The sequence below is a fragment of the Candidatus Accumulibacter contiguus genome (assembly GCF_012940005.1).
In the GTDB taxonomy this organism is placed as follows: Bacteria; Pseudomonadota; Gammaproteobacteria; order Burkholderiales; family Rhodocyclaceae; genus Accumulibacter; species Accumulibacter contiguus.
The window spans coordinates 42,647-64,616 of sequence record NZ_SPMX01000053.1; the positions used below are offsets into that span (position 1 = coordinate 42,647).

The following is a 21,970-nucleotide window of genomic DNA, read 5'->3' on the forward strand; positions in this document are numbered from 1 at the left end:
TCACTGCAAAGTCCCGTGTAAATGTGCAGTTTGGGCTTGGCGGATTCCATTAAGTTTTTTTTCAGGAGAATGATATGAACAAGAAGCCCGGTTTTTCCCCACGCCTGATTGCAATGGCCTTGGCACTCGGTGCTGCGGCAAGCAACGCCAATGCTGGCGTTCTGGCCCAGGGGGTGCTGGAGATTAAGAATTTCTTTTTGACTGACACCGCCGGCACCCCTCTCAAAGAGAGCGACTTCGCTGCGCTCGTTGCTAATCACAACACGGATGCGTTCGCCAAATTGAACGGAGTGACAGTTAGCGACTCTCGTTCTGATAACGTGTATCCCTACACGATGGATCTGCCGCAACAATCCGTTGGCGCCAACCCGTACGGCGAGAATGATTACACGCACCGGCCCCCGATATATTCGACCAACTATGCCCGGACCGACACCTTTCTGAGCGGAAACTCGATTAATTATGATAAGTCAGATACCTTTCCAGGCTCAGGCTCAGCAACTGGAGTGACGGCTCAGGTAGTCGGCGAAGTCTCGCTCAACACGACGGGGGAGGCCACCACGCAGGCGAACCTCGGCCTCCAGGCAGACTTTGTTTTTGTGTTGCCTACGACTCGCAAGATCCGGTTACAGTTCGACGCCGACGACTATCTCCTGGCTTTCCTCGGCCCGCTTGCGAAGGTTCCAGGCTCCACTGCTTTTGCGAGTTCCAGTTGGTCAGCAGCCCTTACCGGTGACGATGGTACCAGTTACACCTTCGCGCCGAATGGCGTCCTGGACGCCGGCGAGCTCTTGGATCCTTGCTCATTGAATACGAGTAGGAGCAGGCTCATCAACGGGGTTTCCACGTATTCCTGCATCGGTTCGTTCGCAGTCGAATCACCGACCTTGACAGCGGGCGTTCTTTATCAGTTGGCCATCCGTCATACGATTTCGACCGATGCCGATAAGCTGGTACCCGAGCCGGGAACTCTCGCGCTTCTTGGTGCCGGGCTGGTGGCAGGGATGTTTGGGGCAACTCGCAGGCGGCGTGAGCAAGCCTGAGTAGATTCAGCAATATTCAGCAGCACTGATGGCGCGGGGCTGACCAGGGTCAGTTCCCGCTGTCCTCATTTTGGGATGACTGTATTGCGCGATGGCTCCTGAGCCAGTCGTAGCGCCCTGGAGCCAGGATCGCGCCCGGATCGAGAGCCAACTTCAATCGGTCGACGACATCGCAAAAGCCATCATCCCGTTGCGATGCCAGCAGCCCCATTCCGCGCACCGAGCTACGATACAAGGGGTAGCCCAGTTCGAATAGGCTGCGCACCCCGGCCTCGTAACACTCGACTCCCCGCCTGGTCTCCGCTTCGTCTTCCGCATCGAAGTCGATCGTGTACACTGCCGCCAGCGCGCGACCGTTGATCATGTTCACGGTGACGTGACAGTCGAAGCCGAAGCGGGCGAACAGCGCATCCATCTCCTGGTTGAGCAGGGCGAGATCCTCCCGCCGGAACGGAATGATCGGCGCCATCCACATCAGGCCGATCCGCTCTCGCGCGAGATCGCTGTCGTCGGAAAAGTCCGCCGGCACGCCCGCCTGGTGGCGCCAGTAGCATCCGCGCAGGAATGCCCCCGTCGGTACGCCGCTGTGCATTCCCGCGAGCGCCGAACCCAGCCGAATCTTCTTCTCCAGGCCGCGAAAGGGCGCGAGATGGCCGAACCGGCGCACGAACCACTGTCCGGCGGCCAGGAGGTGCCGGGGCAGGAAGATCACCTTGGCATCGACATTCGCCAATGCGTGCTTCAACAGCTTCTTGTGCAGCGCGACCTGGCGCGAAGTGCCATAGAACGCCCCCGACATCGACCAGGCACCGATTCCTGCTTCCTTGCGCAGCGCGGCCCTGACTTCCGGTGTCAGACGCGCCTGAGCAGGGAGTCGGTCGCGGGGGAACGGGGCGTCGGAAGCCAAGGCTCTCAGATCGTTGCCGATGTGGGGCACGCTTTGCAGAATCCGGTTCAGCCGGAGTTTTTGCAGCCGGGGAATGGCTTCGAGGAGGTCCTGGTCCTCCTTGAAGAGCACGATGTACGGGCAGAAAGACTCCGGGATCGGCTGCAGCCATAGTCCGAGCTGGGTGACGATTCCGAAGTTCGACTGGGTGAAGATTCCATCGAGGTACGGGCCGATCCCGTACGGGTAAAGGTGGGTGGTCTTGGCACCGGGGTAGTGGCCGAATCCCGTGCGCAACACCTCCCCGGTACCGAGAACCACTTCCATCCCCGAGATCGTTTCGAAACGGTTGCCGTAGGGACTGTGTCCGAAGCCACGTTCGACGATGTTGCCGATGAAGCTCGAATTCGGCCCCGCACCCGTGCAATCGATCCAGAACGGCACGCCTTGCTCGGCCAGGTAGCGGGAGAGCTGTCCCTGGGTCACTCCGGGCTCGATGACGGCGTAGCCCAGCTCGGTGTCAACGTGTTCGATGCGGTTCATTCGCCCGAGGTCGACGATGACCTGTCCGTCGTAGACTGCGCAGGCGTCGCCGTAGCCCCAGTTCTGGCCGGTGCTGATCGGATACAGCGGCGTTCTGCAGCGGCGCGCGATTCTCACGACCTTCACGACCTCGTCCCGCGTACCCGGTTTCAGAATGGCTGCAGGGCGCCGGGAGGATGACGATGTACTGCGGGCATAATGGTCCCGCACCTGCTCATCGGCAAGCACATGCACGTCGCCAAGCAGCGCCCGCCAGTCACGAAGCGCACCGGACAGGTCGCTGCGTGGATCGAATGCACTGATGAGGGGAGTCGCGTCGTCTTTAGGCACGTGGCATTTCGTCCATCGATGATGACCGGGAGTCTGCTGCAAGAGGGAATGACTTCGTTCGCATGGAGTGCCACCGAGGTCAAGGACAGGAAATCCAGGGCTACGATCGAAAGTATATGAGCCCACATCAAACGGCGTCAATCTCGCGTCTGGCTCCGAGTGCGAATGAGGTTCTTGTGAGCAACAGGCAAAGGGCTCCTGACATGGGTGGCCGAAGCGGCGGAATCTGCTGGGCTTCCCGGGGATGGGTGTGTGATAATCCGAGCATTGCAATCTGGAGCGCGCCGATGTCCACCCAACTGCGTTTGCCCGTGCAACCTTCCCGGGCTGAAACCATCCATTGCTGACTGACGCCTTCCTGGCCGCTAGAAACATCGCGCGACAACGACGGCGTTCTGCGTTCGCGCTCGCCGCCATCGCTTTCGGGGTGGCTGCCCTGATCGTCGCGAACGGTTTCATCGACTGGATCATGTTCAAACATCGGGAGACCACCATCACCTCCCAGTTTGGCCACATTCAGGTCAGCCGAAAAGGGTATTTCGAAGAAGGGATGGCCGACCCGTTTGGCTACCTCCTGCCGAAGAGTTCGCCCGTACAGGACGTCATCGAACGGCTCCCGGAGCTGCGTGTTCTCGGCAGACGTCTGGCTTTCAGCGGCCTGGTGAGCAAAGGCGATGAAACCGTTTCCTTCGTTGCCGAGGGAGTCGAACCGGACAAGGAGCAGATCCTGAGCAGTTCGCTGCGGATCCCCAAAGGTGCCAACCTGTCGGCCGATGACCCGAACGGAATCATCCTGGGTCTGGGCCTCGCCGCGAACCTCGGCATCGACGTCGGGGATACGGTGGTTCTCATGGCGAACACGGCAACGGGCAGTGTCAATGCGGTCGAATGCCGGGTACGGGGTTTTTTTGCGACCATGTCGAAAGCATACGACGACGTCGCTCTCAGGGTGCCGCTGACGATCGCCCATAGGCTGTTGAAAGTGGATGGCGCCCACACCTGGGCATTGTTGCTGACAGAAACCGAGCAGGCCGGTCCAACCTTGAGAACGCTGCGCCAGCGCTTTGCGAACGAGAGCCTGGTATTCACCGAATGGATCGAACTCGCAGATTTCCACGTCAAGGCGGTTTCCCTCCTCGCCAAACAGGCGGGCGTGATGAGAGTCATCATCGCCGTGATCATCGTGTTGAGCATTTTCAATACGATGATGATGAGCGTCATGGAACGGACGGGAGAAATCGGCACGGCCATGGCTCTCGGACTGACACGCCGCGGAATCCTGCGCATGATCGTCGTGGAGGGTGCGATGCTCGGCATTGTCGGCGGGCTCCTCGGTCTGGCGTTGGGCACCCTTCTTGCCTGGGTCATCTCCCGCATCGGAATCCCCATGCCTCCTCCGCCAGGACAGTCCTGGGGGTTCCTGGGCGAGGTCATGGTCACGGGCCGGCTCGCCGCCGACGCATTCCTGCTGGCAGTGGGATCGACACTCGTCGCAAGCATCATTCCGGCACGGACCGCTTCGGGAATGGTCATCGTCGACGCGCTGCGGTTCAACCGCTGAGCGCTGCCCACAGATCGAGGAAGACCCGTGTTCAAGCTCGCACTCCGCAATCTTCTCGGGCACAAGCTGCGTACGGGAATGACGTTCGGTGCAGTCCTCTTTGGCGTCATCAGCCTCGTCCTTTCCGGCGGATTCATCGAGGACATGTTCATCCAGCTGCGCGAGGCAGTGATTCACTCGCAGTTCGGTCACCTCCAGATCAACGCGCAGGGGTTCTTCGAGAAGGGAGCGCGGGCGCCGGACAGATTCATGATCAACGATGCCGATCCGCTGCGGCAGCAGGTCGCCAAGCTGCCGGGCGTGGCTGACGTGATGGCGCGGGTCAGCTTCTCGGGCCTTCTCAACGCCGGTCGTACGGACCGTTCGATCATCGGCGAGGGCATCGAGCCAAACCGGGAAAGCAAGCTGGGCACATTCATCCGCATCGAATCGGGTCGTGCGCTCATCGATCAGGACCGCTACAGCATCATCGTCGGAAAGGGCCTGGCTGACGCGTTCAGGATTGGGGTTGGGGATCGGGTCACGGTTCTGGTAAGCACTTCGGGTGGTGCGCTGAACACGCTGGAGTTCGAAGTCGTCGGAACGTTCAGGAGCTTTTCCCGGGATTACGATGCGCGCGCGGTACGCATTCCCTTGGCCGCCGCCCAGGAGCTCTTGAATGCCAACGGTGTCAATACCCTGGTCGTCTCCCTCACCGACACCCTCGACACGGTGCGGATCGCCGAGTTACTCACGGCTCAACTTGACCCCGAAAAGTTCGAGATCAAGAAATGGAACGAGTTGACCGATTTTTACGACAAGACCGTCACGCTCTACGACCGGCAGTTCGGCGTGCTGCGCCTGATCGTCCTGATCATGGTTTTGCTCGGCGTCGCCAACAGCGTCAATATGAGCGCTTTCGAGCGGGTGGGGGAATTCGGAACCATGATGGCGCTCGGCAATCGCCGGATCGACGTATTCCGGCTGGTGATCACGGAGAACATTCTGATCGGGATGATCGGCAGCAGCACTGGCTTGCTGATTGGTATCGTCCTTGCTTTGGTGATCTCGGCCATTGGCATTCCCATGCCACCCCCGCCAAGCAGCGAGGTCGGCTACATGGCGCAGATTCGAGTCGTGCCGAAAGAACTCATGCTGGCTTTCGCCATCGGCCTCGTCGCCACCGTCAGCGCTTCCATCTTCCCGGCACGACGCGTGACCCGCATTCCGGTCGTGGACGCGCTGCGCCAGAACGTCTGACTGGCTGGCCCGCGAAACCCTTGCTGCTAGGCTTCGAGTCCCACCTCCTGGAAAGTCAGGCCAAGCTTGCCCAGCACTTTTGACACCGTGCGTTGCAGGAATACCTTGTTGCGAGCACCGAACTCGGCCATCTCAAAGGCATTGCGCCAATAAACCGGATCGTTTTCGCGGAAGCGGATCATTTCGGCGAATTCCGGTTCGAAGCTGCAATAGCCAATCGTCTTGATGTCGATGGCGGTCATGATCGAAAGCACTTGATTGTTGGTCAGGATGGGCGAGGAATCCCGTTCCGGCATCAGGCTTTCCCGTTCGAGTTCGCCCAGAATTGCCGCCTTGTCGGGACGCCAGGCGACGAAGGGCAGCACGTATTGCGGAATACGATCGGGGTCCTTGCCGGTGCCGTCCCAGAACAGTTTCTGGTCTTCCTCGGTAAAAATGTCGGCAATCTTGAAACCCGAACGGCGCTCCATGCGGTCGGTCAGGGTGCGCGAACACATGTCCTCGAACGGCATGACATAATACGAATGGAACTGCATGATCAGTTCCTGTGCGAAATCAACACCCGCCAGAACCAGCGGAATATTCATGTCATAGGCAAAATAAAAGCCCAGCATCTGATTCAGCGTACCATCCAGCCGGTCGACCGTCTGATAGCTGCCCTTCATCTCGACGTTCTTCAGCGTATAGCAGTACAGCGTCTTGTAAACCGACGAACGCGGCTTGTAGACGATATGGTCGAGGTCCATCTTGGCAGCTACTTCCTTGCAGCGATCCAGCGACAGCTTGGAATAGAAGCCGTTGTCCCAGGTCATCAGCAGAACGCGGAGGCCGGGGTGTTCCTTGCGCAGGCGCGACAGCATATAAACACTGTCCTTGCCGCCGCTGAACAGAACCAATGCGTCATACCGGTCGCGGCCCTTGCCCTGATGGCTTTTCAGCAGGTGGTCCAGTTCCTTGCGCTGATGCTCGACGTACTTCTTCTGCCAGACGGTTTCCTCGTCATTGGCGCGCAACTTGTTGTGTTCGTGGCACAGATTACAGACGCCGTCGGTCAGCGTGATGTAGGGCACGCGTGAGGAAATCACGCATTGGTTGCAGCGCGCGGCTATCGTGCGTTTGAACAGGCCGCGCAATCTGGGCCAGATGTTCTGCGCAACAAAATCAAACTGACGCAGGTCATTGAGGATTTGCTGGTCGATATCCTTAGCCATGGAGTCACTCCGAAAGGACGAATGGACGAATAGACGAATAGTGGGATGAGCGCGAGGTCAGTCGGCCTTGACGGTCGGTGTCGGCGGAATCACCCGCTGATGCACACGAATATGGTTCTGGCCGAATTTTTGACCATCCAGGGCGTTGACCGCCAGTTCGGGGTCAGGTGCTTCCAATTCCACATAGGCATAGGGCTCATGGGTCGGATTGACCCAGTCCGCGTGCAGATCAACCGAAACGACCCGGCCAAAGGGGCTGAACAGATCACGGATGAACGCTTCGTCTGCGCGAAAGGGAAGGCTGCTGATGAAAATGGTTGACATATCCAACTCCCATGCAATCCGGTTGAAATCGACTTCTCCCGCCATCTGGATCAATTGCCTTGGCGTACAAGACCCGAGGCCTGGCTGAAGCAAGACCACTGTCCCCCTCCTCGCCCGAGGCGTTGAAGAATCGCCAAGGAGATGAGTCGATGTGGAGTGAATCAAGCCTTCCTCGGCTTTTCGTCCTGCAAGGCCTGGGCTTGAGTCTACCAGTTTTTCGGCTCTATGTCGTTTGGTTGCCCATGGTTCTGCACACCCATCGATCCTGGCGGCGAATGCGGACACACCAGTGCAAAGCCAGACATGACGAGCCAAATTCCGGGCGCGCGTACTGGTTCCCCCGCACGCGCGCCCGGACCAGCGCAGCCAAAGTGGTCGGCTACATCATCCCGAGTGTCCTGGGCAGCCAGGTCGACAGGATCGGTACATAGGTCACCACCACCAGGAAGGCGAGCATCGACAGCAGCCACGGCCAGACGGCCACGGTCAGGTCGGTAATCCCCATCTTGGTAATCCCCGATGCGACATAGAGGTTGAGTCCGACCGGCGGATGGCACATGCCGACTTCCATGTTCACCACCATCAGGATGCCGAAGTGCACCGGATCGATTCCCAGTTTCATCGCTACCGGAAAGAGGATCGGCGCGAAGATCAGCACGATCGACGAGGGCTCCATGAAATTGCCGGCCAGCAGGAGGATGATGTTGACCGCCAGCAGGAAGGCGATCATTCCGAGACCGTGACCAAGCATCCAGTCCGCCAGCGCCTGCGGGATGTTCTCGTTGGTCATGATGAACGAGAAGAGCACGGCATTGGTGATGATGTACAGGAGCATCGCCGACATGTTCGCCGAGTTAAGCAGCACCCGCGCCACGTCCTTCATCGACAGATCCTGGTACACGAAGACCGCCACGAAGAAGGCATAGACCGCGCTCATCGCCGCCGCTTCGGTCGGAGTGAACATGCCGCTGTAGATACCGCCCATGACCACCACGATCAGCAACAGACCCCAGACCGATTCGCGGAAAGCCTTCCAGCGCTCGCCGAGCGTCGCCTTCTGCATGCGCGGGTAGTCGAACTTCATCGCCCGATACCAGGTCACGCCACCGAGGACCATCGCCAGCCCGATACCCGGAATCACACCGGCCATGAACAGCGCGCCGACCGAAGTATTGGTCGCCACGGAATACATGACCATCACGATCGACGGCGGGATCAGGATGCCGAGCGCCCCCGATGTGGTGATCACGCCCGCCCCAAACTTGTTCGGAAAACCGGCCTTGACCATCGCCGGCATGAGGATCGAGCCAATCGCCACCACGGTCGCCGGCGACGAGCCGGATACCGCGGCGAACAGGGCACAGGCCAGCACTCCGGCCAGGCCAAGACCACCGTACCAGTGCCCGACCATGCTGGTCGCGAACTTGATCATTCGTCGCGCCACCCCGCCGTGCGTCAGGAAGTTGCCGGCCAGGATGAAGAACGGAATGGCCATGATCTCGAACTTCTCGATACCGGTGAACAGCTTCAGGGCAACCGACTCGAGCGGTACCTGCGTAAACATGAACAGGAAACTCAGAACCGTCAGGCCGAGCGAGATTGAGATCGGCATGCCGGTCAGCATCAGGACCAGCAGAATGATGAAAATGATCGAAGCGTTCATGATTGCTTCCCTCCCTTGTCTGACTGGTCTCCCGACTGATCTTCGGGGTGGCGTTTCTTGTAGGTCAGGTCATGCGGATGCAGGTTGTCCTCCATCTTGAACGCATCGATCTCCTCGGCGATCGTCTGCTCATCGATTCCGTCGACATGGCCGTGATCGTGATGCGGCAACTCGCCGGTTCTCAGGAAGCCCACCGTCACTTGCAGGAAGCGAAAACACATCAGGCTCGAACCGAGCGGAATGGCGCTATAGACGATCCACGTCGGCCACTCCAGATCAGGCGTCGTCGGTCCTTCGGGAACATCGCCCGGATCCCAGCCAAGGAAGGTATAGGCCGCGTGGTGCAGGCCGTTTTCCCACACGAAGTGGCCACCAAGCGTACCAACGATGCCGGTGAACAAGGCGCCCGCGAGCAAACCGAAAACCACGAACTTGGCACGCGTGCGGCCGGTCATGCGGTTGATCAGCACATCCACGCCGACGTGAATGCCGGTGCGAACGCCGTAGGCTGCACCAAACTTCGCCATCCAGACGAACATGATGATGCACAGTTCCTGCGCCCAGCCAAAGTTCAGCGACAACAGCCAGTCCTGCAAGCCGGGAATCGACATCCCCGACAGATAGCGATGCACGACGGACGCAAAAATGATCGTCGTCGCCGCCGCCATGAGGAAAGTAATCAGCCATTCCTCGAGGTGATCAAGTATTTTCATCTGGAAAACTCCCAATCTGCCTGAAAAAAAAGCCCGCTGGGCCAGGCGTCCCAACGGGCTCTTTGCGCAACCGAACCTAGAACTTGGTCGGATCGAAACCGGTTTCCTTGTAGACCGACTGCAGGAGATCCTTGCCGATGCGCGATTCCATCTTCACATGCACCGGCGCCAGTGCCTTCTTGAAGGCCGTCCGTTCTTCGGGAGTCAGCACATAGACCTGCGTCTTGCCGGTTTTCTTGACGGCTTCCAGATCCTTGTCGTTCTGCTCCTTGGCAATCTTGTTGGCGTAAGCGGTCGATTCCTTCATCGCCGCTTCGAGCTGAGAACGCACGTCGGCCGGCAATCCCTCCCAGAACTTCTTGTTGGCGATCACGGCATAGCCCAGATAACCGTGCTCGGTCAGTGCCAGATGCTTCTGCACTTCAAACATCTTTTGCGTGTAGAGATTGGAAATCGGGTTCTCGGTACCATCGACCACGCCGGTCTGCAGCGCCTGATAGACTTCGGAGAAGGCCATCACCTGCGGCAGGGCGCTCAAGGCGCGGATTTCCTCTTCGAGCACCTTCGACGACTGGATGCGCAGCTTCTTGCCCTTCAGATCAGCCGGCATCTTGATCGGCGTATTCGCTGAAAACGACTTGAAACCGTTGTCCCAGAACGCCAGGCCCACCACCCCTTTCGGCTCCAGCTTCTTGAGCAGGCTTTGCCCGATCGGACCCTGCGTCACCTTGTGCAGCTCGGTATAGTTGTCGAAGATGTAGGGCAGGTCGAAGAGTTCGAATTCCTTGACCCCCAGCGGACCAAACTTGGCCAGCGACGGGGCGAGCATCTGCACGGCGCCGAGCTGCAGTGCTTCCATTTCCTCCTTGTCCTTGTACAGCGTCGAGTTGGCGTACACCTCGACCTTGACCTTGCCTTTGCTGAGTTCGCCGGCGCGTTTGGCGAAGAACTCGGCGGCCAGGCCCTTGGGCGTGTCATGCGCCACGACATGGCTGAACTTGATGACGATCGGTTGTTGTGCGAGCACGCCCAGGGGCGTTGCAGACAGTGCACAGGCGGCCAGACCGAACAGCAGCTTGGAAAACTTCATTGATTGTCTCCTCCATTAGATTCATGTGAATTTGGGTACTGCGCGTCCTGCAGGCGCCAATATCGCAAGAAACAGCTCGAATGAATATTGTGGAAATCCGTAATGCTGGGGGGAGAGAGGCCTACAGGCCTGCCGGATCTTGATCAGGGAGGCGATGTACTGCAGTCGTGTCCGGCTCAATTCGCGGGACGGCGGCTGCGCGCGGTTTCGAGGTGCTGGCAAAGACGCTCGGCGCCTTCGAGCAGGCGCGGCGTATGGCGCTGAATCAGGTCGGGCGGGACGAAGAACAGGTTGCCGCGTGCGACGGCGGTGATCGAGGTCCAGCGCTTCCAGTCGTCGAGCCACTCGGGCCGTGCTTCGTCCATGCCGCTGGCGACGATCACCTCGGGGTTGGCGGCGATGACCGCTTCGACAGTCACCGTCGCCGCCATCGTTTCCAGCTTGCCGAAGACATTGTCACCGCTGCAGAGATGGATGACGTCGGAGATGATCTGGCGGCGGCCGACGGTCATCAGCGGCTGTTTCCAGATCTGGTAGAAAGTGCGTATCGGCGGCAGGCCGCCGTAGCGCTTCTGCAGGCCTGCGAGCCGCTGACGGAAATTCTCGGCCGCGCGATCGGCGACTGCTCTGCTGCCGGCCAGCACACCGAGACGCTCGATCTCGCCAGCCACGTCGGCGAGATGATTGGGCTGCGACAGATAAATCGGAATCGCCAGGCCGCGCAGTCGGTCGAGGTGCGCTGCGGCATTGCCGCTCTGCCAGGCGATGATCAGGTCCGGCCGCAGCGCGGCGACGCGTTCGAGGTCGATCCGCGAGTAGCCGCCAACCCTCGCGATCTTGCTCGCCGCCGCTGGATACTCGCTGAAATCGACGGTACCGACGATGCGTTCGCCGGCACCGGCGGCAAACAGCGTTTCGGTCAGGTGTGGTGCCAGGCTGACGATGCGTTTCGCCGGCTGCGCCAGGCGCAGCGTGGCGCCGCTATCATCGACGACGCTGATCCCGGCCTGAACCAGTTGGCAGAACGTCAGCAGCCAGATGGCAAGAAGCTGCGGCCAGCGCGCGCAGGGCATGTCAAGGGCTCCAGTTCGCGAGGGCGCTGCCGAACCGCTGCCATTCGGCCTCGCTGCCGGGCAGGCCAAAGCGGAGCAAGCCGTGTGCCGGAAAATGCCGGGTCAGGATCGCCTGCCGGGCCAGATGTTCGAAGAGTGCCGAGGCATGCGCTGTCGCGACGGTGGCGAACAACGCGCAATGGCTCACCTCGCCAAGGGGCGCCAGCAAGGACGCCAGCCGTGCCGAAGCCAGGGCCAGGTCGCGCCGCGCCAGCGCCTGCCAGGCGCCATCGGCGAGCGCTTGCCGGGCAACGGTACGCGCCGGACCCGACAAGGGCCAGGGACCCAACACCTCCCGTAGTCGTTCGAGTTTGTCAGGCGCGCCGAAGACAAAACCGACGCGCGCACCGGCAAGGCCAAAGAATTTGCCCAGCGAACGCAGGACGATCAGATTCGGCGCTGCCGGGCCGCCGGCGAGGGCGGTGACACAGTTCTCGGGGTCGGGGTCGCCAAACGCTTCGTCGACGATCAGCCAGCCGCCGCGCCGCTGCAGTTGCGCGGCGGCTTCGAGCAGCGCTGCGGCCGGCAGCCTTCGACCGGTCGGATTGTTGGGATTGCAGAGCACGATGATCGGTGTCGCGGCGGCCAGCGCCCGCGCCAAAGGGGCATTCTGCAGGCGACGCAGCTTGTGGCCGGCGCGTTCCCAGGCTTGCGTGTGCTCTTCGTAGATCGGTGTCAGACACGCGACGACGACCGGCGGAAACAGCGCCGGCAGCCACTGGATCGCCGCCTGCGATCCCGGCAGCGCCAGCAAGCGATCGTTGCCGTAGTAGGTCGCCGCCGCCGCTGTCAGGCCATCGTCGTCTTCAGGCAGGCGATGCCAGCAGGCCGGGTCGATTGCCGGCAGCGGATACGCGCCAGGGTTGATACCGGTCGACAGATCCAGCCAGTCGGCCAGCTCGCATTTGCAGAAAGGCGCGTACTGCCGGGCGGCGGCGCGCAGGCGACCGCCGTGCTCAAGCACGCAGCAGCCCCCAGGCGAGCAGCACCGCCAGCCACAACAGCAGGCTGCGACGAACGAGCGTCAGCGCGCGGGCAATGTCCTCGCCGCAGGCTGGCCGCCCTTCGCCAAGACGTGGCCGTTCTTCGAGCCGGCCGTGGTAGACCGCTGCACCACCGAGCGCGAGACCCAGACTGCCGGCGCCGGCGGCCATCACCGGGCCGGCGTTCGGGCTTTTCCAGTGCGGCGCCTGTTCTCGCCAGCAGCGCAGGGCCGCGCGCGTGCGCCCGCAAATGGCGTAGGACAAGGCGGTCAGACGCGCGGGGATGAGGTTCAGCAGATCGTCGATGCGCGCGGCAGCGCAGCCGAATTCGCTGAAGCGCTGATTGCGGTATCCCCACATCGCGTCGAGCGTGTTCGCCAGCCGGAAAAGAACGGCACCCGCTCCGCCAAGCAGCGCGAACCAGAAGAGCGCACCGAAAACGGCGTCGTTGCCATTCTCCAGCGTCGATTCGATGCACGCCGACGCGACGCCGGCGCTGTCGAGTTCTTCGGTCTGACGCGAGACCATCCAGCCGACGTGCCGGCGTGCCGCGCAAAGATCGCCCTTCGCCAGATCATCGGCGACACGCCGGGCATGCTCGCCAAGGCTGCATCCGCCGAGCGCCAGATAGAGCAGGATGGCGTCGATCAGCGAGCGTGGCAAACCGGGCGGCATCGCCAGCAGGAACAGCAGGGTGATCGCGACGCCTGGCAGAAGCAGCAGCCAGCAGGCCAGCAGACCGCGCAGGCGGCGCCATTCGCCGGTATTCAGGGCACGCTCGCAGGCACTCGCCAACGCCCCGAAACCGACCAGCGGATGCCAGCGCCGCGGCTCGCCGAGCAGTCGGTCGAGCCCGGCGCCAACGATCGCCGCCAAGGGCAACAGCAGCGACGCTGGCATTTCAGCAGCAAGCAGGGGTAGGGAAAACATGATAGGCATGCGACAATCGCGGCGACGAAACCCGGATTCTACGATGTTTCAATCCACGCCCTTGACGGGCGAAACACACGGAAGATGTGACGCCTCTCCCGTGTTTGATTATCCCCCTGAAGGGGGAGGTTTCCAACCAGAGTTTCTTTTTTGATGAACAAGCCCCCTACCCCCAGCCTGATGGTCCAGGGCTGCACTTCCGATGCCGGCAAGAGCGTGCTGGTGACCGCACTGTGCCGCATCCTGCATCGCCGTGGCGTTCGCGTCGCGCCCTTCAAACCGCAGAATATGGCGCTCAATTCGGCGGTCACCGTCGATGCCGGCGAGATCGGTCGCGCGCAGGCGCTGCAGGCACTCGCTGCCGGCCTGCCGGCGCACTCCGACTTCAATCCGGTGCTGCTCAAGCCGGCGACCGACAAGCGCGCGCAGGTGATCATCCACGGCAAGGCGCTGCTCGACCTCGACGCGCGCGACTACCACGCCTACAAGCCACGCGCCATGCAGGCGGTACTCGAATCATGGCAGCGCCTCTGCGCACAGTACGAGTGCCTGCTCGTCGAAGGCGCCGGCAGCCCGGCCGAGATCAATCTGCGCGACCGGGACATCGCCAACATGGGTTTTGCCGAAGCCGTCGATTGCCCGGTGATCCTGATCGCCGACATCGATCGCGGTGGCGTTTTCGCGCATCTTTGCGGCACCCTCGACCTGCTCTCGCCGTCCGAGCAGGCGCGCGTCAAGGGCTTCGTGATCAATCGCTTTCGTGGCGACATCGGGCTGCTCGAGAGCGGCCTGCGCTGGCTCGAAGAACGCACCGGCAAGCCGGTTCTCGGGGTTCTGCCGTATCTGCACGGCCTCTATCTCGATGCCGAGGATGCCGTGCCGCGCGCCGTGGAGAACAAAGCGGCGAGCGGCCTGCGGGTCGTCGCGCCAGTGTATCCGCGCATCTCGAACCACAACGATCTCGACCCGCTGCGTTTTCACCCGGAAGTCGATTTTCGCTTCGTCGGGCCAAACGCAGCACCGCCGCCCTGTGACCTGATCGTGCTGCCTGGTTCAAAGGCGGTACAGGCCGATCTCACCTGGCTGCGTGCGCAGGGCTGGGACGGGTTCATTCGTCGCCACCTGCGCTACGGCGGCAAACTAATCGGCATTTGCGGCGGCCTGCAGATGCTCGGCCGCGAACTGCACGATCCGCAGGGGCTTGAAGGCCCGGCCGGCAGCATGCCGGGACTCGGATGGCTGGACTATGAAACGCGCCTGGCCGCCGAGAAGACACTGGAGAATGTCCGTGGTGAACTGCTGCTTCCCGGAGCCGCTGCGGTCGCCGGTTACCGCATCCACATGGGCGTCACCAGCGGCGCGGCACTGGCCCGACCGGCGGCCCTCCTCGCCGGCCAGCCCGATGGCGCACTATCGAACGATGGACAGATTCTCGCGACCTACTGTCACGGCTTGTTCGATTCTCCGCCAGCGCTATCGGCGTTGCTGACCTGGGCCGGATACCGGCCAACCCAGGATTTCGACCCGCATCGGCGCCGCGAACAGGACATCGACCGCCTCGCCGACGCCGTCGAGCAACATATGGATCTGCAGCGCCTGGCGGAGTGGCTGCCGGCGCAGGCCATCAGCTAGCTATTCGTCGCTCTCTTCGCCGCGCACCAGCAGCAGCGAGGTATGCCCCTTGCGCACCAGGCGGTCAGCGACGCTGCCGACGAAGAAGCGCTCGATGCCGCGCCGCCCATGCGTACCGACGACCACCAGGTCGGCCTGCCATTCGCTCGCCGCATCGATGAGCATGTCCGAAACATGCTTCTGCTCGGATTCGACTAGCCTGATTTCCACCTCGATCCCGGCCGCACGTGCCTCGTCGGCAAGCCTGCCGAGAAAACCCTGCGCGCCGAGGCGCAGACGCGCTTCGGTCTTGCCCACGCTGTTTGGCAGCATCATCGCCAATTCGCGTTGTGCAAGAATCGTCTCGTCGATCGCGTGGCAGATCGCCAGATGTGCACCGCTGGCCTTGGCAAGTTCGACCGCCGCCCGCATGACCTGGCTGGTCATGAAGCTCTCATCTACGGCCACCATGATTCGCTTGTACATTTCTCTTGGCTCCTGGCAAAGTTGTCGGACAGGGCCAACAATACCACTGATCCTTGGCCAGCAGCAGCGAGTGTCTGCTACTTGAGGGTCAGCGGCAGGCCCGCCGCCACCAGAGTCACCCGTTCGCACACCGCCGCCACCCGCTGGTTCAGCCGACCCTGCTCGTCGGCAAACAGCCGCGACAGTGCTGCCATCGGCACGATGCCGCAACCGACTTCGTTGGAGACCAGGATGATCCGCCCCGGAAGTTCCGGCAGCAGGTCGATCAGTGCCTGCGTCGCGCCGGCGAGGCGCTGGCAATGCACCGCTTCGCCGGCTTCCGCCTGGTTCGCCGCTTCGCCGGCAAACAGCAGATTCGACAACCACAGCGTCAGGCAATCGACGAGCAGGCAGACCTCGGGCGCCGCATGCCGGTGCAGGGCAGCGGCCAGTTCGAGCGGTTCGACGACCAGACCCCATTCAGGACAGCGCCGCGCCCGGTGATGTTCGATACGCCGCGACATTTCGGCGTCGAGCACCAGCGCCGTCGCCACGTAGATGACGCGCAATCCGCTTTCGCTGGCCCGGCGTTCGGCCAGGAAACTCTTGCCCGAACGGGCGCCGCCAATGATCAGTTCTCGCATGCCACGAAGCTTAGCACGACCGGGGGATGCGTATAATCGGTGCCTTTCTTCCCATCTGGCCAACGCATGCATTTCTCCATTCCGCCCACCGCCGTCGTCCCTGAGTTACAGGCCCGCATCGACGGCAAGACCAAACCACCCGGCTCACTGGGTCAGCTCGAACGTCTGGCACTGCAGATCGGACAGATACAGCAGTCCTTGACGCCGAGTCTCGAGCATCCTCACCTGCTGGTCTTCGCGGGCGACCACGGCGCAGCGCGCGCCGGCATTTCGGCATTCCCGCAGGAGGTGACCTGGCAGATGGTCGAAAACTTTCTTGCCGGCGGCGCAGCGATCAATGTTTTCGCCCGCCACAACGGCCTGCAACTGCAGGTCATAGACGCCGGCGTCGCACATGACTTCGGCACGCGCGCCGGTCTGGTCGACGCCAAGATCGCTTTCGGAACGTGCAACTATCTCGAAAGGGCGGCGATGAGCACGGCCGAGCGCGATGCCGCGCTGGCCCGCGGCGCGGCCATCGTCGGTGCGCTGGCTGATCAGGGCTGTCGGGTGGTCGGTTTCGGCGAGATGGGGATCGGCAATACCGCCGCCGCTTCGCTGCTGACGCATTCTCTGACCGGCACGCCGCTGACCGATTGCGTCGGGCGGGGTACCGGCCTCGACGACTCGGGTCTCGCCCGCAAACAGACGCTGCTGGCACAGGCGGTGCAGCGCGCAGCCTTGTCACCCGGTGCCGACGCGCTGCGCGTGCTCGCCGAGTTCGGCGGTTTCGAAATCGCGATGATGAGCGGCGCGATGCTCGCCGCTGCCGAGCGCGGTCTGCTGCTGCTGATCGACGGCTTCATCGTCACTTCGGCGCTGCTGGTCGCCGCTGCCATCGCACCGAATATTCGCGACTATTGTGTCTATTGCCACCGCTCGGCAGAGCCGGGCCATCTCGCACAACTGCGCGCCCTGCACGCCGAACCGCTGCTCGACCTCGGTCTGCGTCTCGGCGAGGGCACTGGCGCCGCACTGGCCTGGCCGCTGGTGCGCGCTGCTGCCGCTTTCCTCAACGAAATGGCCAGTTTTTCCTCGGCCGGCGTCAGCGAGCAGGCCTGAGCGGGGTCAGCTGTATCGCCAAAGGCGGCAAGCACATCCTATGAAAACAGCGGTACTGGGTGCCGGCGCGGTCGGCTGTTACTACGGTGGCATGCTGGCGCGCGCGCGGCGCGAGGTGGTGCTGATCGGGCGGCCGCAGCATGTCGAGGCGATCAAACGCGACGGCCTCTACATGGACACGCAGAACTTCCAGGAGCATGTACGGGTCGCGGCCACCATCGAGGCGGCCGGCCTCGTTGGCGCGCGCATGGTGCTGTGCTGCGTGAAGTCCACCGACACCCTGCAGGCTGCGGTGGAGATGGCTCCACACCTTGCCGATGATGCCATACTGCTGAGCCTGCAGAACGGCTACGACAATGCCGAACGCCTGCAGGCGGCACTGGGGCGGCCGGTGCATGCGGCGGTGGTATATGTCGCCACCGAGATGGCGGGGCCGGGCCACCTGCGCCACCACGGGCGCGGCGAGCTGGTGATCGGTCCTTTTGCCGGCAGCGCCGAGGTGGTGGCCGAGTTCGCCGTCGCCGGCGTGCCGGTGCAGGTCTCGGACAATGTGGCCGGCGCGCTGTGGGCCAAGCTGATCATCAACTGTGCCTACAACGCGTTGTCGGCGATCACCCAGTTGCCCTACGGCCGCATTGCGCCGGGCGAAGGCATTGCCGGCGTGATGGCGGACATCGTCGCCGAATGCCTGGCCGTGGCGCAGGCCGACGGCGTCGTGGTGCCGGGCGACATCCACGCTGCGGTGGCGGGCATCGCACGTTCGATGGCGACGCAGAAATCCTCCACCGCGCACGACGTGGCGCGCGGCAAGCGCAGCGAAATCGATCACCTGAACGGCTACGTGCTGCGCCGGGGCGAGGCCCTGGGCATTGCCACGCCGGTCAATCGCGTACTGCATGCCCTGGTGCGGCTGCTGGAAGCACGTGCGCCCGACTGCGGCCGCTGAGGGTGGCAGCACTCAGGCCGCCAGCGCGGGGGTGCTACCGCGACCCTCGGGAATTCGCCGATCTACGAGGATGGCAATGCGTTTGGACATGTCGATGTCGCAGGTTTCGGTTAAAGTGACTCGATGGCTCTGACCTGTCTGGTCAGAATGTAAACCCATGGATGGGAGCGAGCTATGCAAACCTGGCAAATGCAAACGGCCAAGGCGCAATTCTCTGATCTGGTCAAACGTGCGGCCGACGAGGGGCCGCAGGAAATCACCGTGCACGGTCGTTCGGTCGCGGTCGTCATCTCGCGCGAGTTGTTCGATCGTTTGAGCGGCAACAGTGAATCGCTGGTGGACTTCATGGGTCAGTCGCCGCTCTACGGACAGGAGGACATCGACTTCGAACGCGACCGAAGCCTGCCGCGCGAGGTGGACTTTTGAGCTAGCTGATCGACACCAACGTCCTGTCCGAGCTGCGCCGCAAGCAGCCCGACCCGCAGGTCGTGACCTGGTTGCAAGCGCGGCCGCCTCAGTCGCTGTTTCTGAGCGTGCTGACACTGGGCGAGATCCGCAAAGGCATTGACTGTGGCGACGGACGGCTTCACTCCGAAAGGCCGCAAGTGGAAGAATGACTCACAGCCTTTCAGCTCAATAGGGCTTCACCGATCAGCGCCGTCACTTCCTCTTCGATCAGCTCGATGCCGATCCGCTTGCAGAAGCGCCGTTCCTTGTCGTTGGGGTCGGCGATCAACGCCCAGCCGGCGGGCTCGGTGGCGGCGTCGTGGAGCAGGTCGGAGAGAACCATGCGCTCGGAATCGCGATTGAGGCGCATGCCGAGCAGCAGATAGCGTTTGCCGCGACGCCGCGTCTTGATGAACGCGGGCACGGCGAAGCCGCCCATCAGTTCGGTGATGTAATCGACATAATCGGCGTCGGAGGCGATGTAGCTCGGCTGCGGCCTCGGCGCGCCCATCGGCTTGAAGAGGACGGGCAGGGTCGCATCGGCCTGCTCGGGAGGGATCTCGCGGTAGCTGCTGCCGTCCGAGACATACAGCTTGAAGCGATAGTCGGTGCCGCCGATGCGTGCACAGCCGAGAATCAGCAGGTGCGGAATTCCGCCATACGAATCGAGCAACTGCGTGTCGCGGTTGATGTCGATCACATAGGGAGGGTGGAGCGTCGCCAGCCACTCGTGCACCGCCGCGCGTGTCCAGCGCGTTTCGCCATAAGTCGTATCGAGGAAGCGCGTCACTGCCGCCCGGCCGCGCTTGAGTTCGACATTCATTGCCGCGCGCGGAAATTCGTACATCAGTTTGGGCGCCATCGGCGAGCCATTGTTCATCGCCAGGATGAGTTGCTCGCTGCTGGCAGGCATCGTCCGGCTGTCGAGAGTCGACGTCACGTCTGCAAGGACGCCGGGGCCAAGGTAGGGAACGATGCTGCCGTCGGTGAGGCCGGATTGCCATTGCGTGAGAAGGTGGGTGAAGGTCATTGTGCGTACTCCGGGTGAATTTACCCTGCTCACGCAAGAAGCGAGCCAAGTCTTCCTGCCAACCATTGTGCGGCTGACGAACCGGAGTTTGACGCCAGTGTAGGTTTTGCGACAAGGGCGGACAGAGCGGCAACCCGGAGCAGGCCGGCCCTAGAAGCGCGCCCGCCGCACCCGGTAGAGGCCGCCGATGACCACGTACTCATCCTCGCCACGCAGCATGCCGGGCAGCAACTGGCTGAAGAAGGCCAGCTTCGGCAAGGGCACATCGACGGCGAGCAGGTCGTCGCCGAATTCGCCGGCGCGCTCGCGCGAGCGCGAGAAGGAATTGATGTTGTTGAGCAGCAGCACCTTGTCGCCCTGGTGATTGTCATCGACGGTTTCGTGCTCGGAGAGCCGGTTGACGCCCCGGTACAGCCGCAGGTGCGTTCGCTGCGGAAACTGCCGGGCCAGTTCGTACTGGCTGTAAGCGTACAAGAGGTCGAGCTGTGACTCCAGCGCGTTGGTGCCGCGCAATCCCTGCGCGCGCATTTCCACATAGCGCTGCCAGGCGCGGCTGCCCGGTTCGCGCAGCGGTCCGCCGTGGTGGCGCGGACAAAGCCCGAAGCGTGACTCGACCCAACCTTTCAATACCGCCGCCTCGCGGCTCTCGGCGTCGAAGGCCCAGCCACGCAGCACGCGCAGGTAACTGGCCTTCGCCCGCGCACTCGTCTGGCCGGCGGAGAGCCCGGCATCTTCGGGCTGCTGCAGACGAAAGTGCTTCTGCATGTAGCCGGCAAAGCGCTCGGCGCGCTCCGGTGTTTCGGGAATGTCATCGAGAAGCGCCCACAGCGGTTTGTGCAGGTCGGCGATTCCGTCGATCTGCAAGCGGGTCGGATGCCGTTGAAAGGTCAGGCCACCGAGGATTACGGCCGGCAGATTGCAACGGTTGATCGGCAGTCGGGCCAGGCGCGGCAGTGTCGGGCAGTGTTCGCCCGTCTTGTCGGGAGCGCGACAAACGTCTGCGGGAATGTCAGACACCGGCGTCTCGTCGGCTTTCGACGGAATCGCCGCAAGCCTTGCCAAATCTGGGTTTCAGCGCATCCGGCGGGATCTGGCACGGTCTGTGCACCAGCCCTGTCAGGAGCGCGGGATTCTTCCCTGCTTCAGCGGATTTCAACGCAGCAATTCAATCAAGGAGATTGCATCATGGCAAAACTTCGTCAGGCCGCCATCTATGGCAAGGGCGGTATCGGCAAGTCTACCACCACACAGAACCTCGTCGCTGCTCTGGCCGAGGCAGGCAAGAAAGTGATGATCGTCGGCTGCGATCCGAAGGCCGACTCGACTCGCCTGATCCTGCACAGCAAGGCACAGAACTCGGTCATGGGTCTGGCTGCCGAGGCCGGTTCGGTCGAGGACCTCGAACTCGAGGACGTGATGTCCGTCGGTTACGGCGGCATCAAGTGCGTCGAGTCGGGCGGCCCGGAACCTGGCGTCGGCTGTGCCGGTCGCGGCGTCATCACCGCCATCAACTTCCTCGAAGAAGAAGGGGCTTACGACGAGGATCTCGAGTTCGTCTTCTACGACGTGCTCGGTGACGTGGTTTGCGGCGGTTTCGCGATGCCGATCCGCGAGAACAAGGCGCAGGAAATCTACATCGTCTGCTCCGGCGAGATGATGGCCATGTACGCCGCCAACAACATCGCCAAGGGCATCGTCAAGTATGCCAACTCGGGGGGTGTGCGCCTTGCCGGACTGATCTGCAACAGCCGCAACACCGACCGGGAAGACGAACTGATCATCGCGCTGGCCGAGAAGCTGGGCACCCAGATGATCCATTTCATTCCCCGTCACAACGTCGTGCAGCACGCCGAGATCCGCCGCATGACCGTCATCGAGTACGACCCGACGGCACCACAGGCGGATGAGTATCGTGCCCTGGCGAGGAAGATCGTCGACAACAAGAACTTCGTGATCCCGACGCCGGTGACCATGGACGAACTCGAGGCACTGCTGATGGAGTTCGGCATCATGGAAGCCGACGACGAGTCGATCATCGGCAAGACCGCCGCCGAACTTGCCGCCGAACTCGCCGTCGCTTGACTTGCGCGGGTCTGAC

The 21,970-nt window shown here is 62.3% G+C and carries 21 protein-coding genes and 1 pseudogene; 9 read left to right on the forward strand and 13 right to left on the reverse strand.

What is annotated here, in order from left to right:
• Positions 1–74: 74 nt before the first annotated feature.
• The gene (locus tag E4Q08_RS16545) at positions 75–1,043 is read left to right on the forward strand and encodes an EDSAP-1 family PEP-CTERM protein (RefSeq protein ID WP_169071184.1); all 969 of its coding nucleotides are present in this window, start codon (positions 75–77) and stop codon (positions 1,041–1,043) included.
• Positions 1,044–1,092: 49 nt separating this feature from the next.
• On the opposite strand, the gene E4Q08_RS16550 is transcribed toward E4Q08_RS16545, so the two are convergent.
• A complete protein-coding gene (locus tag E4Q08_RS16550) occupies positions 1,093–2,802 on the reverse strand; it encodes an FAD-binding oxidoreductase (RefSeq protein ID WP_169071185.1) in 1,710 nt (569 codons plus the stop codon).
• Positions 2,803–3,142: 340 nt separating this feature from the next.
• On the opposite strand from E4Q08_RS16550, the gene E4Q08_RS16555 reads away from it, so the two are divergent.
• On the forward strand, positions 3,143–4,363 hold the full coding sequence (locus E4Q08_RS16555) for an ABC transporter permease (protein ID WP_169071186.1): 1,221 nt from the start codon (positions 3,143–3,145) through the stop codon (positions 4,361–4,363).
• Positions 4,364–4,390: 27 nt separating this feature from the next.
• Positions 4,391–5,602: an ABC transporter permease gene (locus tag E4Q08_RS16560; protein ID WP_169071187.1), complete on the forward strand. Its 1,212-nt coding sequence runs from the start codon at positions 4,391–4,393 to the stop codon at positions 5,600–5,602.
• A 26-nt stretch (positions 5,603–5,628) separates the two neighbouring features.
• Here the strand turns inward: E4Q08_RS16560 and E4Q08_RS16565 are convergent, their stop codons facing one another.
• The 8 genes from E4Q08_RS16565 to cbiB all read right to left on the reverse strand — a co-directional run bounded on the left by E4Q08_RS16565 (position 5,629) and on the right by cbiB (position 13,628).
• The gene (locus E4Q08_RS16565) at positions 5,629–6,813 is read right to left on the reverse strand and encodes an adenine nucleotide alpha hydrolase family protein (protein ID WP_169071188.1); all 1,185 of its coding nucleotides are present in this window, start codon (positions 6,811–6,813) and stop codon (positions 5,629–5,631) included.
• Between the two features lie 57 nt (positions 6,814–6,870).
• The gene (locus E4Q08_RS16570) at positions 6,871–7,182 is read right to left on the reverse strand and encodes an RNA recognition motif domain-containing protein (protein ID WP_169071189.1); all 312 of its coding nucleotides are present in this window, start codon (positions 7,180–7,182) and stop codon (positions 6,871–6,873) included.
• Between the two features lie 334 nt (positions 7,183–7,516).
• Positions 7,517–8,800 (reverse strand): TRAP transporter large permease, encoded by a 1,284-nt coding sequence (locus E4Q08_RS16575; RefSeq protein ID WP_169071190.1) that lies wholly within the window; start codon positions 8,798–8,800, stop codon positions 7,517–7,519.
• Entirely contained in the window at positions 8,797–9,513 is a 717-nt protein-coding gene (locus E4Q08_RS16580; RefSeq protein ID WP_034920228.1) for a TRAP transporter small permease, read from the reverse strand. Before E4Q08_RS16580 ends, E4Q08_RS16575 begins: the two co-directional genes overlap by 4 nt.
• 76 nt (positions 9,514–9,589) lie before the next feature.
• Complete coding sequence (locus E4Q08_RS16585; protein WP_034920225.1) at positions 9,590–10,603, reverse strand: TRAP transporter substrate-binding protein; 1,014 nt, start codon at positions 10,601–10,603, stop codon at positions 9,590–9,592.
• A 176-nt stretch (positions 10,604–10,779) separates the two neighbouring features.
• Complete coding sequence (locus tag E4Q08_RS16590; RefSeq protein WP_034920223.1) at positions 10,780–11,676, reverse strand: cobalamin-binding protein; 897 nt, start codon at positions 11,674–11,676, stop codon at positions 10,780–10,782.
• 1 nt (position 11,677) lies between these two features.
• Positions 11,678–12,679 carry a threonine-phosphate decarboxylase CobD gene (gene cobD, locus E4Q08_RS16595; protein ID WP_169071191.1) on the reverse strand — a complete coding sequence of 334 codons (1,002 nt, stop codon included), beginning with the start codon at positions 12,677–12,679 and terminating at the stop codon, positions 11,678–11,680.
• A complete protein-coding gene (gene cbiB, locus E4Q08_RS16600) occupies positions 12,672–13,628 on the reverse strand; it encodes an adenosylcobinamide-phosphate synthase CbiB (RefSeq protein WP_372703749.1) in 957 nt (318 codons plus the stop codon). The genes cobD and cbiB overlap by 8 nt, the downstream gene beginning before the upstream one ends.
• A 153-nt stretch (positions 13,629–13,781) precedes the next feature.
• Between cbiB and E4Q08_RS16605 the strand changes: the two genes are divergently transcribed.
• On the forward strand, positions 13,782–15,260 hold the full coding sequence (locus E4Q08_RS16605; RefSeq protein ID WP_169071192.1) for a cobyric acid synthase: 1,479 nt from the start codon (positions 13,782–13,784) through the stop codon (positions 15,258–15,260).
• Here the strand turns inward: E4Q08_RS16605 and E4Q08_RS16610 are convergent, their stop codons facing one another.
• Together E4Q08_RS16610 and cobU are read right to left on the reverse strand one after the other, a co-directional pair.
• A complete protein-coding gene (locus E4Q08_RS16610; RefSeq protein ID WP_169071193.1) occupies positions 15,261–15,725 on the reverse strand; it encodes a universal stress protein in 465 nt (154 codons plus the stop codon).
• A gap of 77 nt (positions 15,726–15,802) precedes the next feature.
• Positions 15,803–16,348 (reverse strand): bifunctional adenosylcobinamide kinase/adenosylcobinamide-phosphate guanylyltransferase, encoded by a 546-nt coding sequence (gene cobU / locus E4Q08_RS16615; RefSeq protein ID WP_034920213.1) that lies wholly within the window; start codon positions 16,346–16,348, stop codon positions 15,803–15,805.
• Positions 16,349–16,414: 66 nt separating this feature from the next.
• On the opposite strand from cobU, the gene cobT reads away from it, so the two are divergent.
• The 4 genes and pseudogenes from cobT to E4Q08_RS24955 all read left to right on the forward strand — a co-directional run.
• Complete coding sequence (cobT, locus tag E4Q08_RS16620) at positions 16,415–17,449, forward strand: nicotinate-nucleotide--dimethylbenzimidazole phosphoribosyltransferase (RefSeq protein ID WP_169071194.1); 1,035 nt, start codon at positions 16,415–16,417, stop codon at positions 17,447–17,449.
• Between the two features lie 40 nt (positions 17,450–17,489).
• Positions 17,490–18,395: a ketopantoate reductase family protein gene (locus E4Q08_RS16625; RefSeq protein ID WP_169071195.1), complete on the forward strand. Its 906-nt coding sequence runs from the start codon at positions 17,490–17,492 to the stop codon at positions 18,393–18,395.
• A 174-nt stretch (positions 18,396–18,569) separates the two neighbouring features.
• Positions 18,570–18,821 (forward strand): type II toxin-antitoxin system Phd/YefM family antitoxin, encoded by a 252-nt coding sequence (locus E4Q08_RS16630; RefSeq protein ID WP_169071196.1) that lies wholly within the window; start codon positions 18,570–18,572, stop codon positions 18,819–18,821.
• Positions 18,822–18,826: 5 nt separating this feature from the next.
• A pseudogene (locus E4Q08_RS24955) lies at positions 18,827–18,964 on the forward strand (VapC toxin family PIN domain ribonuclease); the annotation flags it as partial.
• Between the two features lie 59 nt (positions 18,965–19,023).
• Here the strand turns inward: E4Q08_RS24955 and E4Q08_RS16640 are convergent.
• Positions 19,024–19,872, reverse strand: coding sequence for an SIR2 family protein (locus E4Q08_RS16640; protein ID WP_169071197.1), 849 nt, complete (start codon positions 19,870–19,872; stop codon positions 19,024–19,026).
• Positions 19,873–20,022: 150 nt separating this feature from the next.
• Positions 20,023–20,889 carry an NAD(+)--dinitrogen-reductase ADP-D-ribosyltransferase gene (locus E4Q08_RS16645; protein ID WP_169071198.1) on the reverse strand — a complete coding sequence of 289 codons (867 nt, stop codon included), beginning with the start codon at positions 20,887–20,889 and terminating at the stop codon, positions 20,023–20,025.
• Between the two features lie 168 nt (positions 20,890–21,057).
• Between E4Q08_RS16645 and nifH the strand changes: the two genes are divergently transcribed.
• Entirely contained in the window at positions 21,058–21,954 is an 897-nt protein-coding gene (nifH, locus tag E4Q08_RS16650) for a nitrogenase iron protein (protein WP_169071199.1), read from the forward strand.
• The last annotated feature ends 16 nt before the right edge of the window (positions 21,955–21,970 follow it).